We start from the raw sequence: 15,478 nt of genomic DNA on the forward strand, positions 1-15,478 counted from the left end.
GCTCACGACACGCCGAACCGGGCAGCCAGCTGATCGCGCTGTTCCCGTACGAACGCGGCGTCCACCACGGCCCCGTGCCCCGGCACGTACAGCGCGTCCTCGCCGCCCAGCTCCAGCAGCCGGTCCAGCGCCGCCGGCCAGCGCGCCGGGAACGCGTCCGGGCCCGCCTGCGGTTCACCGGACTCCTCGACCAGGTCGCCGCAGAACACCACCGCGTGCGAGCCGGAGAGACCGGGGACCAGCACCGCGAGATCGTGGCCGCTGTGCCCCGGGCCCGCGTTCACGAGCAGCACCTCACGCCCGCCGCCCAGGTCGAGCGTCCATTCGGCGCGCACCTCGTGATGCGGCGCCACCAGCACGTCGGCGGACTCGGCCGCGTCGTGCTCGGGCAGACCGTGCCGCACCGCGTCGGCATGCAGCTCGTCCGCCCCGCGCCCCAGCAGTCCTGCCATGCCCCCGGCGCCGTACACCTGCGCCCCGGCGAAGGCCGCCGTGCCCAGCACATGATCGAAATGGGGGTGGCTGAGTGCGATATGCGTCACCCTCCGGCCCAGCAGGGCCTGCGCCTGGCCGCGGACTTCGGCCGCTTCACGGAGTGACGACCCGGTGTCGCAGAGCAGCACGCCGTCCGTCCCCGCCACCAGGGCGACCGTTGCATCCCACACCGGAAGGCGTCGCCGGCCCATTCCGTGTCCGAGTCGCTCCCAGCCGAACTCTTCCCAAGAGGCGTCCATACAGCGACGCTATCGGCAACGACCTGCGCAGTCTCGCGGTAGCGTGGCCGGTCGCCCTTGCTAGGGGGCTACCCCGTCGCCGTACACTGGCCGGGGGATTGCTGGCACTCGTACGCACAGAGTGCCAGGGACAGACCCGGGAACGGCCCGAGAACCACCGAGGTACACAGCTGGAGGTGTGCGCGATGCTCAGCGAACGCAGACTCGAAGTGCTGCGCGCCATCGTCCAGGACTATGTCGGCACCGAGGAGCCCGTCGGCTCCAAGGCGCTCACGGAGCGGCACAAGCTGGGGGTCTCCCCGGCCACCGTCCGTAACGACATGGCGGTGCTGGAGGACGAGGGCTTCATCGCCCAGCCGCACACCAGCGCGGGACGCATCCCGACGGACAAGGGTTACCGGCTCTTCGTCGACAAGCTCGCGGGCGTCAAGCCCCTGTCGTCGCCGGAGCGCCGTGCCATTCAGAATTTCCTCGACGGCGCGGTCGACCTCGACGATGTCGTGGGACGTACCGTACGGCTGCTCGCGCAGCTGACCCGGCAGGTCGCCGTCGTGCAGTACCCCTCGCTGACCCGCTCGACGGTGCGGCACGTGGAACTGCTGTCCCTGGCCCCCGCCCGGCTGATGCTCGTGCTGATCACGGACACCGGCCGGGTCGAACAGCGGCTGGTCGACTGCCCCGCGCCGTTCGGTGAGACCTCTCTCGCCGATCTGCGGGCCCGGCTCAACAGCCGGGTCGTGGGACGCCGTTTCGCGGACGTTCCGCAACTGGTGCAGGACCTGCCGGAATCCTTCGAGAGCGAGGACCGGGGAACCGTGTCCACCGTGCTCTCGATCCTCCTCGAATGCCTCGTCGAGGAGACGGAGGAGCGGCTGATGATCGGCGGCACCTCCAACCTCACCCGTTTCGGGCACGACTTCCCTGTGATGATCCGGCCGGTGCTGGAGGCATTGGAGGAGCAGGTCGTGCTGCTGAAGCTGCTCGGTGAGGCCAAGGACTCGGGCATGACCGTACGTATCGGGCACGAGAACGCCCACGAGGGGCTCAACTCCACGTCCGTCGTCGCGGTCGGCTACGGTTCGGGCGACGAGGCAGTCGCCAAACTCGGCGTGGTCGGACCGACCCGCATGGACTACCCCGGAACGATGGGAGCGGTACGCGCAGTGGCACGTTACGTCGGACAGATCCTGGCGGAGTCGTAAGTGGCCACGGACTACTACGCCGTACTCGGCGTGCGCCGCGACGCTTCGCAGGACGAGATCAAGAAGGCTTTCCGGAGGCTCGCCCGCGAGCTGCACCCGGATGTGAACCCCGATCCGAAGACCCAGGAGCGGTTCAAGGAGATCAACGCCGCTTACGAGGTGTTGTCGGACGCTCAGAAGAAGCAGGTCTACGACCTCGGCGGCGACCCGCTGTCCGCCTCCGGAGGCGGTGGCGCGGGCGGATTCGGACAAGGCGGCTTCGGCAACTTCTCCGACATCATGGACGCGTTCTTCGGCACGGCGTCGCAGCGCGGACCCCGTTCGCGCACCCGCCGCGGGCAGGACGCCATGATCCGGCTGGAGATCGACCTCTCCGAGTCGGCCTTCGGTACGACCAAGGACATCCAGGTCGACACGGCCGTCGTCTGTACGACCTGTAGTGGCGAGGGTGCCGCACCCGGCACCTCCGCCCAGACCTGTGACATGTGCCGCGGCCGCGGCGAGGTCTCCCAGGTCACCCGGTCGTTCCTCGGCCAGGTCATGACCTCGCGGCCCTGCCCCCAGTGCCAGGGCTTCGGTACGGTCGTGCCGACGCCGTGCCCGGAGTGCGCCGGTGACGGCCGGATCCGCTCAAGGCGCACGCTCACCGTGAAGATCCCCGCCGGTGTCGACAACGGCACCCGCATCCAGCTCGCGGGCGAGGGCGAGGTCGGCCCCGGTGGCGGCCCCGCCGGCGATCTCTACGTCGAGATCCACGAGCTGCCGCACGCCGTGTTCCAGCGGCGCGGCGACGATCTGCACTGCACGGTCACCATCCCCATGACGGCGGCGGCCCTCGGCACCAAGGTGCCGCTGGAGACGCTCGACGGACTGGAGGAGGTCGACATCCGGCCGGGCACCCAGTCCGGCCAGTCCGTCCCGCTGCACGGGCGCGGCATCACGCACCTGCGCGGCGGCGGTCGCGGCGACCTCATCGTGCACGTCGAGGTGATGACCCCGACCAAGATGGACCCGGAGCAGGAGCGCCTGCTGCGCGAGCTGTCGAAGCTGCGCGGCGAGGAGCGGCCCACCGGGCAGTTCCAGCCCGGGCAGCAGGGTCTGTTCTCGCGGCTGAAGGACGCGTTCAACGGCCGCTAGATCCATGCGACGATGCGGTACGGGCCCGGTTTCCGGGCCCGTACCGCATTGCGGACAAAACGTTGCAGCGGGGTGCGCATCACGGGGCAGGGGCGACATGACACGATGCGGTCATGTCATCCGCGTTGACCGATCTCTGCCGGTTTCCGATCGTGCAGGCCCCGATGGCGGGCGGACCCTCCTGTCCGCAGCTCGTCGCGGCCGTCGCCGAGGCCGGCGGGCTCGGCTTCCTGGCCGCCGGGTACAAGACCGCGGACGGCATGTACAACGAGATCAAACAGGTCCGCGGGCTCACCGGTCAGCCCTTCGGCGTCAACCTCTTCATGCCGCAGCCGAACCTCGCCGACCCGGCCGCCATCGAGGTGTACCGGCACCAGCTCGCGGGCGAGACCTCCTGGTACGAGACCCCGCTCGGTGACACCGACGGCTGCGGCGACGACGGCTACGAGGCCAAGCTCGCCATCCTGCTGGAGGACCCGGTCCCGGTCGTCTCCTTCACCTTCGGCTGCCCCTCCCGCGACACCCTCGACGCGTTCGCCGCGGCGGGCACGTACACCGTCGTCACGGTCACCTCGCCCGAGGAGGCCCAGGCCGCCCAGTGGGCGGGCGCCGACGCCGTCTGCGCCCAGGGCGTCGAGGCGGGCGGCCACCAGTCCACGTTCCGCGACGACCCGCAGGCCGACGGCTCCGGAACCGGGCTGCTCTGCCTGGTGGCCCAGGTCCGCGAGACCGTGCAGATACCGGTCATCGCCGCGGGCGGCCTGATGCGCGGCTCCCAGATCGCCGCGGTACTGGCGGCGGGCGCCGATGCCGCCCAGCTCGGCACCGCCTTCCTGGTCTGCCCCGAATCGGGCGCCCATCTGCTGCACAAGCAGGCACTGACCAACCCGCTCTTCGTCCGCACCACCCTGACCCGGGCCTTCTCCGGCCGTCCGGCCCGCGGCCTGGTCAACCGCTTCGTGCGCGAGCACGGACCGTACGCCCCCGCCGCCTACCCGCAGGTGCACCATCTGACGTCCGTGCTGCGCAAGGCGGCGGCCAAGGCCGGGGACGCGCAGGGCATGGCACTGTGGGCGGGGCAGGGACACCGGATGGCACGCGAACTGCCCGCGGGCCGGCTGGTCGGGCTGCTCGCCGAGGAACTGGACGCCGCACGGACGGCACTGAGCACGAGGAGCACACAGTGACGGCACCCGTCTTCGTCGTCGACCGGATGCCGCAGGGGCCCGGGTTCGTCCTGGAAGGCCCCGAAGGCCGGCACGCCGTCTCGGTGAAACGCCTGCACGCCGGGGAGGACGTCGTCCTGACGGACGGCCAGGGGTTCTGGGCGGAGGGCGTCGTGATGGCCGCCGAGGGCAAGGACCGGTTGGTGATCACCGACCTGGAGTCCGTCCACGAGGAACCCCGTCCCGACGTCCGCATCACCGTCGTCCAGGCGCTGCCCAAGGGAGACCGCGGCGAACTCGCCGTCGAGACGATGACGGAGACCGGCGTCGACGCGATCGTGCCGTGGCAGGCCGCGCGCTGCATCACGCAGTGGAAGGGCGACCGCGGCCTCAAGTCCCTGGCGAAGTGGCGCAGTACGGTCCGCGAGGCCGGAAAGCAGTCGCGCCGGGTCCGCTTCCCGGACGTGGCGGGCGCGATGACGACCAAACAGGTGGCCGCGCTTCTGGCCACCGCCGACTTCGCGGCCGTGCTGCACGAGGACCAGGACTACGACAGTGAGCCGCTGGCCACCGTCGCCCTGCCCGAGAAGGGCGAGATCGTGCTGGTCGTAGGTCCCGAAGGAGGCGTGTCGCCGGACGAGTTGGCCGTCTTCGCCGCCGCCGGTGCCCGCACCTGCCGGCTCGGACCGACCGTACTGCGCACCTCGACGGCGGGCACCGCGGCGACAGCGTTGCTGCTGGGGCGCACGGGCCGCTGGTCCTAGGACCTTCGCTCCGGGGCAGTTGTGGCCACAAGCGGTCTACCGCTCCGCGAGGAGCGGTGGGAAGCTGCCCTTATGGGGACATCAAGGGCATGGGGTCGCCGGGCGACCCGTCGCTTTCCGGCCGCGGTCTGCCTCGCGGTCGCCGCTGTCGCGGGCCTCACCGCCTGCGAACCCGCGGACGGGCTGAACACCGCGTCCATCGCCGTGACCACGGACCGCACCGCCACCCGCGCCCTGGAACACGAGGGCGTCGACGTGCAGTGGCTGACCTGCACGGCGAAAGTCGGCGGGGACGGTGCGAAGTCGTCGTCCGCACGAGCTGTTTCGGCGACCGCCTCCACGCGCCGCGTCGCCGACGTCGACTGCAACGGCCGGACGAAGGACGGCCGGGACATCACGGTCGCCGGCGAGGTCCGGCAGGCGGTCGACGGCCGGTGCGTGCGGGGCGACCTGACCGCGAAGGCCGACGGCCGGACGGTGTTCCGGGCCAGCCTGCTCGGCAACTGCGACGCGCCGCCCTCGACCCCGGCACCGGACAGCGGCGGGGGAGGGGCCCGGCCCACGGTCACGGTGACCGTGACGGTCACCGAACAGCCCCGCGGAAAATGAGCGCGCCCGCCGGCAACCGGGCGGCCCCGTCCGCCTCTTGACGGACCCTTCGCGTGTGCCGGGCACCGACCGTACGGCGGACTCCGGCCAACTTCGTTCCGCAGGCCACAGCCGCGCCCTAGGCTGATCGGTGTGACACAGCCTTCCTACCTCCGGTACCCCCATGTCCAGGGCGATTCGATCGCCTTCACCGCCGAGGACGATGTCTGGCTCGCGCCGCTCGACGGCGGTCGAGCCTGGCGTGTCAGCGCGGACAACCGTCCCGTCACCCAGCCCCGGATATCTCCCGACGGCACCCTCGTCGCCTGGACGTCCACCCGGGACGGGGCACCCGAGGTGCATCTCGCCCCCGCCGACGGCGGCCCCTCCCGGCGGCTGACCCACTGGGGCGACGCGCGGACCGCCGTACGGGGCTGGACGCCCGACGGTGACGTGCTGGTCACCAGCACCCAGGGCCAGGTCTCGCTACGGCGTTCATGGGCCCGCGCCGTCCCGGTCGACGGCGGTCCCGCACGGACCCTGCCGTACGGACCGGTCGGCTCCCTCGCGTACGGTCCCGGCGGCCGGGTCCTGCTGCTCTCGGCCACGATGGGGCGCGAGGCCGCCACCTGGAAGCGCTACCGGGGCGGTACGGCCGGCAAGCTCTGGATCGCGGCGGAGGACGACGCGGCGGAGTTCGTACGTGTCCACGAGGAGCTCGACGGCAACATCGAGTGCCCGATGTGGGTCGGTGACCGCATCGCCTTCCTCTCCGACCACGAAGGCGTCGGCGCGCTGTACTCCTCACTCCCCGACGGCACCGGCCTGCGCCGGCACACCGGCGTCGAAGGCTTCTACGCCCGGCACGCCGCCACCGACGGCACCCGCGTCGCCTACGCGTCCGCCGGTGAACTGTGGCTCCTGGACAGCCTGGAGAGCGACGCACCCCGCCGCCTCGACATCCGGCTCGGCGGCCAGCGCGCCGACCTCCAGCCGCACCCCGTGCACGCCGGCAGTCATCTGCACACCGCGTCCCCCGACCGCACCGGCCGCGGCAGCGCCGTCGGGTCCCGGGGCGCCGTCCACTGGGTCACCCACCGCGAGGGCCCGGCCCGCGCGCTGGCCGTCGAACCCGGCGTACGGGCCAGGCTGCCGCACGCCTTCCAGGCCGACGGCGACCAGCACGTCGTCTGGGTAACCGACGCCGAGGGCGACGACGCGCTGGAGTGCGCACCGGCCACCGGGACCAGCCCCGGCGCCGTACCGCGCCGCCTCGCCGCTGGCCGGCTCGGCCGGGTCCTCGACCTGGTCCCCGCGCCCGACGGCAGCCGCTTCGCCGTCGCCGCGCACGACGGGCGCGTCCTCGTCGTCGAGCGGGAGAGCGGCGAGGTCCACGAGGTCGACCGCAGCGAGCACGGCGACGCCTCCGGCCTCGTCTTCTCGCCCGACTCCGCCTGGCTCGCCTGGTCGCACCCCGGCCCCCAACCGCTCAGCCAGCTCAGGCTCGCGCACCTCGCCGACCTGTCGGTGTCCGAGGCCACTCCGCTGCGCTTCCGGGACTTCGCACCCGCCTTCACGACCGACGGAAAGCACCTGGCCTTCCTCTCGGAGCGGGCCTTCGACCCGATCTACGACACCCACGTCTTCGACATGGCGTTCGTCGGAGCCTGCCGGCCGCACCTGCTGACGCTCGCCGCGACCACCCCCTCCCCGTTCGGACCACAGCTCCACGGCCGCCCGACCGAGAAGGAGAGGGGCGGCGACGGCGAGGACAACCCCACGGCGCTCCCCGTCACCCGCATCGACCTGGACGGCCTCGCCGACCGGATCGTGCCGCTGCCCGTCGAGGCCGCCAGCTACTCCTCGCTGCGGGCCGCGAAGGACGGACTGCTGTGGCTGCGCCACCCGGTGACCGGAGTGCTCGGCACGAGCGCCGCCACCCCCGACGCCCACGGCCCCGAGACCGCCCTGGAGCGGTACGACCTGGAGAAGCTGCGCTGCGAGGAACTGGCCTCCGACGTCAGCCGGTTCGCCGTCAGCGGCGACGGCAAGCGCCTGGTCCTGCACAGCCACGGCAAACTGCGCGTCGTCCCGTCCGACAGCCGCGTGTCCGGCGCCTCCGACGACGACAGCGACGACGGCAACGTCACCGTCGACCTCTCCCGCGTCCGCCGTACCCTCGACCCGGCCGCCGAATGGCGCCAGATGTACGACGAGGCCGGCCGCATCATGCGGGACAACTTCTGGCGCCCCGACATGGCCGGCATCGACTGGGACGGCGTCCTGGACCGCTACCGGCCCGTCCTGGAGCGCGTCGCCACCCACGACGACCTCATCGACCTCCTGTGGGAGGTCCAGGGCGAACTCGGCACCTCGCACGCCTATGTGACCCCGCCCGGCGGCTGGCGCGACGACTCCGCCCGGCAGGGACTGCTCGGCGCCGACCTCTCCCGCGCCGGCGACGGGAAATGGCGCATCGACCGCATCCTGCCGTCCGAGACCTCCGATCCCGCCGCCCGGGCCCCGCTCGCCGCACCCGGCGTCGCCGTCCGTGCGGGTGACGCGATCACGGCCGTCGACGGTCACCCCGTCGACCCGCTCACCGGCCCCGCGCCGCTGCTCACCGGCTCGGCCGGCAAACCCGTCGAGCTGACCGTCTCGCCGGTCGACGGCGGCGACCCGCGCCACGTCGTCGTCGTCCCGATCGCCGACGAGGAGGCGCTGCGCTACCACGCGTGGGTCGCCGGCCGTCGCGCCCATGTCCACGAGCGGTCCGGCGGCCGCCTCGGCTACCTCCATGTCCCCGACATGGTCGGCTCGGGCTGGGCGCAGATCCACCGCGACCTGCGTACCGAGGTCGCCCGCGAGGGCCTGGTCGTGGACGTACGGGAGAACCGCGGCGGCCACACCTCGCAGCTGGTGGTGGAGAAGCTGGCCCGCCGCATCGTCGGCTGGGACCTGCCCCGCGGGATGCAGCCCTCCAGCTACCCGGGCGACGCGCCGCGCGGCCCCGTCGTGGCCGTAGCGAACGAGTTCTCCGGCTCGGACGGCGACATCGTGAGCGCGGCGATCAAGGCGCTGGACATCGGCCCCGTGGTCGGCGTACGCACCTGGGGCGGTGTGGTGGGCATCGACAGCCGGTACCGGCTCGTCGACGGCACGCTGGTCACCCAGCCCAAGTACGCCTTCTGGCTGGAGGGGTACGGATGGGGCGTCGAGAACCACGGCGTCGACCCCGACGTCGAGGTCGTCATGGCCCCGCAGGACCATGCGGCGGGCCGGGACCCGCAGCTGGACGAGGCGATCCGGATCGCGCTGGAGTCGCTGACGCGGACGCCGGCGAAGGCGGCGCCGCCGCTGCCGGAGTGAGCCGAGGGGCGGGGTGCGGGGCGGTCGGGGGCGGCGGGCCTGTTCCCCTGCCCGCCCCTTCCCGTATCCGGGGCTCCGCCCCGGACCCCGCGCCTCAAACGCCGGCGGGGCTGGATATGCAGCCGCAGGGCTTCGGGCCCAGCCGGGCAGAATCAAGCCCCGCCGGCGATTGAGGAGCGGGGGTACGGGGGCAGCGCCCCCGAAACACCCGGGCCCGCCCGCTAGGCTGCCCCCGTAACGGATCACCCGAGACCCAAGGAGCTCCCATGGCAGGAGAACCGCAGCCCGACTGCCTGTTCTGCAAGATCGTCTCGGGTGAGATCCCGGCCACCATCGTCCGGGAGACCGACACCACCGTCGCCTTCCGCGACATCAACCCCCAGGCCCCCACCCACGTCCTGGTCATCCCCCGCGTCCACCACCCGGACGCCGCGTCCCTCGCCGCCGCCGAGCCGCAGATCCTCGCCGACGTGCTGCGCGAGGCGGGACAGGTCGCCGCCGACGAGAAGGTCGACGGGACCGGGTACCGGGTCGTGTTCAACACCGGCGCCGGAGCCGGGCAGACCGTCTTCCACGCCCACGCCCACGTCCTGGCCGGCCGCGGCCTCCAGTGGCCCCCCGGCTAGGAGTCCCAGGTCGTGTCCGTACGCGAGCTCGTGGTCCTCGGCACCGCCAGCCAGGTCCCGACCCGGCACCGCAACCACAACGGCTACCTGCTGCGCTGGGACGGCGAGGGCATCCTCTTCGACCCCGGTGAGGGCACCCAGCGCCAGATGCTGCGGGCCGGCGTCGCCGCGCACGACATCGACCGGATCTGCGTCACGCACTTCCACGGCGACCACTCGCTCGGCCTGGCCGGGGTGATCCAGCGGATCAACCTCGACCAGGTCCCGCACCCCGTCACCGCCCACTACCCGGCGAGCGGGCAGCACTTCTTCGACCGGCTGCGGTACGCCACCGCCTACCGCGAGTCCGTCGAGCTGACCGAGGCGCCGGTCGCCGCCGACGGGCCGCTGGCCACCACGGACACGTACACGCTCAGCAGCCACAAGCTCTCGCACCCCGTCGAGTCGTTCGGCTACCGGCTGGTCGAGCCGGACGGGCGGCGCATGCTGCCCGCGAAGCTCGCCGAGCACGGCATCGCCGGACCGGACGTCGGCCGGCTCCAGCGCGAGGGCACCCTCGACGGCGTCACCCTCGACGACGTCTCCGAGCGCAGGCGCGGACAGCGGTTCGCGTTCATCATGGACACCAGGCTCTGCGACGGTGTGTACGCGCTCGCCGAGGGGTGCGACATGCTGGTCATCGAGTCGACCTTCCTCGACGAGGACGAGAAACTGGCCACCGACCACGGCCACCTGACCGCCGGCCAGGCGGCCCGGGCCGCGCGGGAAGCAGGCGTACGGCACCTCGTGCTCACGCACTTCTCCCAGCGCTACCCGGACCCGGAGGCCTTCGGGTCCCAGGCCCGGGCGGCCGGATTCGAGGGCGAACTGACCGTCGCCCAGGACCTGATGCGGGTCCCGGTACCGAGCCGGCACCCGTAAGAGACAACAGCACCACCCTGCGTAAGTGAGAAACCCGTGCACCTCCCCAAAGCCGAACTCCACCTCCACATCGAAGGAACCCTCGAACCCGAGCTGGCCTTCGCGCTCGCCGCACGCAACGGCGTGCCGCTGCCCTACGCGGACACCGAGGAGCTGCGCACCGCCTACCTCTTCGACGATCTGCAGAGCTTCCTCGACCTCTACTACGCGCTGATGGCGGTGCTGCGGACCGAGGACGACTTCACCGAACTCGCCGACGCCTACCTCACGCGCGCCGCCGCCCAGGGCGTCCGCCATGCGGAGATCTTCTTCGACCCGCAGGCGCACACCGCCCGCGGTGTGGCCATCGGCACCGTCGTCGAGGGACTCGGCCGGGCGCTGGAGCGCAGCGAGGAGAAGCACGGCGTCTCCACCCAGCTGATCATGTGCTTCCTGCGCGACCAGTCCGCCGAATCGGCGCTGGAGACCCTGGAGGCGGCCAAGCCGTACCTGCACCGGATCAGTGCCGTCGGCCTGGACTCCGCCGAGGTCGGCCACCCGCCCGCCAAGTTCCGCGAGGTGTACGCGGCGGCCGAGGCTCTCGGACTGCGCAAGGTCGCCCACGCGGGCGAGGAGGGCCCGCCCGCGTACATCACGGAGGCGCTCGACGTGCTCGGCGTGGAGCGCATCGACCACGGACTGCGCTGCATGGAGGACCCGGAGCTGGTGAAGCGGCTGGTCGCCGACCGGGTGCCGCTCACCCTCTGCCCGCTGTCCAACGTACGGCTGCGCGCCATCGACACCCTGGAGGAGCACCCGCTGCGGGCCATGATGGACGCCGGGCTGCTCTGCACGGTGAACTCCGACGACCCCGCCTACTTCGGCGGGTACGTCGGGGACACCTTCCACGCCGTCCACGAGGCACTCGGCCTGGAGCGCGAACAACTGCGCACCCTGGCCCGCAACTCCTTCGAGGCGGCCTTCCTCGACCATGACGAGGAGCGCAGGGCGCGCTACCTGTCGGAGGTCGAGGCGTACGCGTTCGACTGACCGCCGCCCGACGGGCCGGCCGTCCGGAACGCACTCCTGACCAGGCGTCGGCGGCGCAGCGCGGGCAGGCTGATCTCCGTGACGGCCTGCTCGGGCGCGCCCAGCTTCGGCACCGCCCCGGGCACCGCACCGGTGGTGACCGCGAGCAGGGCCGCCGGAGCGCCGCCCCTGCGGCGCACCGAGCCCGGCACCAGCGGACGGCCACCGGTGTGCAGGGCCACCGCCGTCACCGGAACCGCGACGAGCAGGGTCACGGCGCCCAGGACCATCCCCATGACCGGGAAGCCGGCCCCCTCGGACAGCACACTGCCGAGCACCGGACCGCAGGCCACGCCGACCGACGAGGCCGAGCCCGCCAGGACCGCCCAGCGGCCGCGCACATCCAGGGACGCGGCCAGCCCGATCAGATACGACAGGACCACCGGGTAGACGGTGTTCCACAGGATCTCGCCGGTCGCGAACGAACCGAGGTCCCCGGCCGACGAGCTGAGCACGATGCTCGCCGCGATGATCACGGTGCCCAGACCGATCGGCACCGCCCGCCCGAGCCGGGCCCCCAGCACCCCGGCGCCCATGACGCCGAGCAGACCGGCGCCGAGCGCGGCCGCGAACACCGCGCCGATGGTGACCTCGGAGAGCCCGACCTGGTCCACGCCGATGCGGCTGCTGACCCCCCACAGCGCGTTCTGCGCCATCGACCAGACGAGCATGCCGCCCGCCAGCACCAGGCCCGAGCGGCGGTGCGGCAGCCGTCCCGACGCGGGGACGACCGGACCAGCCGGGGCCGGGCTGCCCAGCCGGGAGGTGGCCGGCCAGACGAGCAGCGCGACCAGGGCGATCGACGCGAACGGCAGCCGGTGGCCACCGCCCAGGTGAGGGATCGTCAGATACAGGGCGCCCGCGGTCGCCGAGACGCTCAGCAGCCCCAGGGACGACGTCCGGTGCGGATCGCGCTGGGCGGCGATGCCCGCCGCGGCCACCGCGGTCGCCGTACCGGAACCGAAGCCGCCGACCACGGCACCCAGGACCACCAGCGGCACGGAGCCCGCGAGCGCGGCGCAGCCGTACCCCAGCACGGCCAGCACCAGCCCGGTCCGCGCCGGTCTGCGCGGCCCGTACGTCTCGACGCGGCCCGCCAGGCTGAAGCCGGCCGAGGCCGAACTCAGCAGCAGGGCGCTGCCGACCAGACCGGCCTCGGCCGTGCTGAGACCCAGATAGACGGAGAGCCGTCCCACGATGGTGGGGAGCAGATAGGCGGCGAGGTAACCGGCGGTGAACACGGCAACCAGAGGCCACGCGGCGCGAGGGCGCGAGGACATGGGCGTTCCTGAAGACATGCCAGAGGAGGCGGAGAGAAAGACAGAGGGAGCAATGCGGGAATGCGAGAAATGCGGGGAATCGGCACACTCGTCGGTCATGTCGCCAACGGTGGTCGCGGGCCAATTTGTATCAAGTGCTCCGGGTCGACCGAAAGTCGCCTCGCTGTGATCTGAGTCACTTATGCGTTTGTCGTGATTCTATGCGGGTAACAGCGCATGTTTATGCAGGTCAGCCTCTGTGTGCGCAGAGCCCACGCAGGCCCCGGCGCGGGCCCCGCACCCACGGACGGGAATCGGGCACACTGGCCGCAACCGCCACGACCGGGGAGTGCAAGGTGAGCGCTGACATGCCGGACATCGACCCGCTGGACGGGCTGCGTGCCCCGCAGGACCCCGACTGCGACGTCTTCCTCACCGGCACGGTCTTCCTCGACATCATCTTCACCGGCCTCGACAGCGCCCCGGTGCGCGGCACCGAGTCCTGGGCCCGCGGCATGGGGTCCAGCCCCGGCGGGGTCGCCAACATGGCCACCGCGCTCGCCCGTCTCGGCCTCCACACCTCACTCGCCGCGGCGTTCGGCGACGACCACTACGGCGAGTACTGCTGGGACGCCCTCGAGCAGGGCGAGGGCATCGACCTGTCCCTCTCGCACACCGTGCGCGGCTGGCACTCGCCGGTGACCGTCTCGATGGCGTACGAAGGCGAGCGGACGATGGTCTCGCACGGCCACGAGGCCCCGCCCCCGCCCGCGTTCGCGCCCCCCGGGGCCCCCGCCGCCTCACCTCGGTGCCCGCCCCGGTCCCGCGCCGCCATCGCCTCGCTCGCGCCCGGCCGCAGCGAACCCTGGGTCGCCACGGCGGCCCGCCGGGGCGCCCTCGTCTTCGCCGACGTCGGCTGGGACGAGACCGGCCGCTGGGACCTCGACGGCCTGACCGACCTGGAGCACTGCCAGGCCTTCCTCCCCAACGCCGAGGAGGCCATGCGCTACACCCGCACCGACTGCCCCCGCGCCGCCGCACACGCCCTCGCCGAACGGGTCCCGCTCGCCGTCGTCACCCTCGGCGCCGAGGGCGCGTACGCGGTCGACGCGGCCACCGGGACCACCGCCGAGGTCCCCGCGATCGCCGTCGAGGCGCTGGACCCGACCGGTGCGGGCGATGTCTTCGTCGCCGGCTTCGTCACCGGAACCCTCGCCAACTGGCCCCTCGCCGACCGCCTCGCCTTCGCCGGACTCACCGCGGCCCTCTCCGTCCAGGAGTTCGGCGGCTCGCTCTCGGCCCCCGGCTGGGCGGAGATCGCCGCCTGGTGGCAGCGGATCCGCACCGTCAGCGGTCAGGACCCGGCCGCGCTCCAGCGGTACGCCTTCCTCCAGGACCTGCTCCCCGCAGCGGCCCGCCCCTGGCCGCTGCGCCGGGCCGTCCCGACGATCGGCTTCCGTCCGTGACCGGACGGCTGCTCCCGGCAGGTAAAACCCCTGGTGTTGTCAGTACCAAGTCGTAGGCTGGGTACACCTGAGGTTTTCGAGCAGCGAGAACCCCGCAACGGGAGGTATGTGCAGGCCCGAGGGCCGGCCCATGACTCAGACACCCACACAGCCGCAGGCGCGTGCCCACATCAGCATCCCGGCCGCTCACCCCATGGTGATGCTCCTGGGAGCGGGCGACTCGCTGCTGCGCGTGATCGAAGCGGCGTTCCCGGCGGCCGACATCCACGTCCGGGGCAATGACATAAGTGCGACGGGCACCACGGCGGACATCGCCCTGATCCAGCGCCTGTTCGACGAGATGGTGCTGGTGCTCCGCACCGGGCAGCCGATGACGGAGGACGCTGTGGAACGGTCGATCGCGATGCTCAAGGCCACCGAGAACGGCAAGGCGGACGGCACCGAGACCCCGGCCGAGGTGCTCACGCAGAACATCCTCTCCAGCCGCGGCCGCACGATCCGCCCCAAGACGCTCAACCAGAAGCGGTACGTCGACGCGATCGACAAGCACACGATCGTCTTCGGCATCGGCCCCGCCGGTACCGGCAAGACGTACCTCGCCATGGCCAAGGCCGTCCAGGCCCTGCAGTCCAAGCAGGTCAGCCGGATCATCCTCACCCGCCCGGCGGTCGAGGCCGGAGAGCGGCTCGGCTTCCTGCCCGGCACGCTCTTCGACAAGATCGACCCGTATCTGCGCCCGCTCTACGACGCCCTGCACGACATGCTCGACCCCGACTCGATCCCGCGGCTGATGGCGGCGGGCACGATCGAGGTCGCGCCGCTGGCATACATGAGGGGCCGCACCCTTAATGATGCTTTTATCATCCTGGACGAGGCGCAGAACACCAGCGCCGAGCAGATGAAGATGTTCCTGACCCGGCTCGGCTTCGACTCGAAGATCGTCGTCACGGGTGACGTCACCCAGGTCGACCTGCCGAACGGCACCAAGAGCGGTCTGCGTCAGGTGCAGGACATCCTCGAAGGCATCGACGACGTGCACTTCTCCCGGCTGACGTCCCAGGATGTCGTCCGGCACAAGCTGGTCGGCCGTATCGTCGACGCGTACGAGAAGTACGACAGCGACCAGGACGGCCAGGCCGGCAAGGGCCAGGGCCGACGCAACGGGAAGCAGTAGCAGC

At 72.1% G+C, this 15,478-nt stretch carries 13 protein-coding genes; 11 read left to right on the top strand and 2 right to left on the bottom strand.

The window, feature by feature from the left end; all coding sequences use genetic code 11:
• Positions 1-2 precede the first annotated feature (2 nt).
• Complete coding sequence (locus tag OG959_RS26425; RefSeq protein WP_326662342.1) at positions 3-734, bottom strand: MBL fold metallo-hydrolase; 732 nt, start codon at positions 732-734, stop codon at positions 3-5.
• A gap of 185 nt (positions 735-919) precedes the next feature.
• Here OG959_RS26425 and hrcA point away from each other — a divergent pair, with 185 nt between their 5' ends.
• The 9 genes from hrcA (at position 920) to OG959_RS26470 (ending at position 11,536) form a co-directional block, all read left to right on the top strand.
• Positions 920-1,936: a heat-inducible transcriptional repressor HrcA gene (gene hrcA, locus OG959_RS26430; RefSeq protein ID WP_219573125.1), complete on the top strand. Its 1,017-nt coding sequence runs from the start codon at positions 920-922 to the stop codon at positions 1,934-1,936.
• Positions 1,937-3,073 carry a molecular chaperone DnaJ gene (dnaJ, locus tag OG959_RS26435; RefSeq protein ID WP_219573124.1) on the top strand — a complete coding sequence of 379 codons (1,137 nt, stop codon included), beginning with the start codon at positions 1,937-1,939 and terminating at the stop codon, positions 3,071-3,073.
• Between the two features lie 113 nt (positions 3,074-3,186).
• Positions 3,187-4,260 (top strand): nitronate monooxygenase, encoded by a 1,074-nt coding sequence (locus OG959_RS26440; protein ID WP_326662344.1) that lies wholly within the window; start codon positions 3,187-3,189, stop codon positions 4,258-4,260.
• Entirely contained in the window at positions 4,257-5,003 is a 747-nt protein-coding gene (locus tag OG959_RS26445; RefSeq protein WP_326662346.1) for a 16S rRNA (uracil(1498)-N(3))-methyltransferase, read from the top strand. Before OG959_RS26440 ends, OG959_RS26445 begins: the two co-directional genes overlap by 4 nt.
• A 72-nt stretch (positions 5,004-5,075) precedes the next feature.
• The gene (locus tag OG959_RS26450; protein ID WP_326662347.1) at positions 5,076-5,612 is read left to right on the top strand and encodes a hypothetical protein; all 537 of its coding nucleotides are present in this window, start codon (positions 5,076-5,078) and stop codon (positions 5,610-5,612) included.
• Positions 5,613-5,744: 132 nt separating this feature from the next.
• Complete coding sequence (locus tag OG959_RS26455; protein ID WP_326662348.1) at positions 5,745-8,960, top strand: S41 family peptidase; 3,216 nt, start codon at positions 5,745-5,747, stop codon at positions 8,958-8,960.
• A 266-nt stretch (positions 8,961-9,226) separates the two neighbouring features.
• Positions 9,227-9,586, top strand: coding sequence for a histidine triad nucleotide-binding protein (locus tag OG959_RS26460; protein ID WP_326662349.1), 360 nt, complete (start codon positions 9,227-9,229; stop codon positions 9,584-9,586).
• 12 nt (positions 9,587-9,598) lie between these two features.
• Entirely contained in the window at positions 9,599-10,507 is a 909-nt protein-coding gene (locus OG959_RS26465) for a ribonuclease Z (RefSeq protein ID WP_326662352.1), read from the top strand.
• 36 nt (positions 10,508-10,543) lie between these two features.
• Positions 10,544-11,536: an adenosine deaminase gene (locus OG959_RS26470; protein ID WP_326662353.1), complete on the top strand. Its 993-nt coding sequence runs from the start codon at positions 10,544-10,546 to the stop codon at positions 11,534-11,536.
• Here the strand turns inward: OG959_RS26470 and OG959_RS26475 are convergent.
• Positions 11,500-12,855, bottom strand: a complete 1,356-nt coding sequence (locus tag OG959_RS26475; RefSeq protein WP_326662355.1) for an MFS transporter — start codon at positions 12,853-12,855, stop codon at positions 11,500-11,502. The genes OG959_RS26470 and OG959_RS26475 overlap by 37 nt on opposite strands.
• Positions 12,856-13,190: 335 nt before the next feature.
• Here OG959_RS26475 and OG959_RS26480 point away from each other — a divergent pair, with 335 nt between their 5' ends.
• Positions 13,191-14,300 carry a carbohydrate kinase family protein gene (locus OG959_RS26480; protein WP_326662357.1) on the top strand — a complete coding sequence of 370 codons (1,110 nt, stop codon included), beginning with the start codon at positions 13,191-13,193 and terminating at the stop codon, positions 14,298-14,300.
• Positions 14,301-14,430: 130 nt separating this feature from the next.
• Positions 14,431-15,474: a PhoH family protein gene (locus OG959_RS26485; protein WP_326662359.1), complete on the top strand. Its 1,044-nt coding sequence runs from the start codon at positions 14,431-14,433 to the stop codon at positions 15,472-15,474.
• Positions 15,475-15,478 lie beyond the last annotated feature (4 nt).

It is taken from the genome of Streptomyces sp. NBC_00385, assembly GCF_035917155.1.
In the GTDB taxonomy this organism is placed as follows: domain Bacteria; phylum Actinomycetota; class Actinomycetes; order Streptomycetales; family Streptomycetaceae; genus Streptomyces; species Streptomyces poriferorum.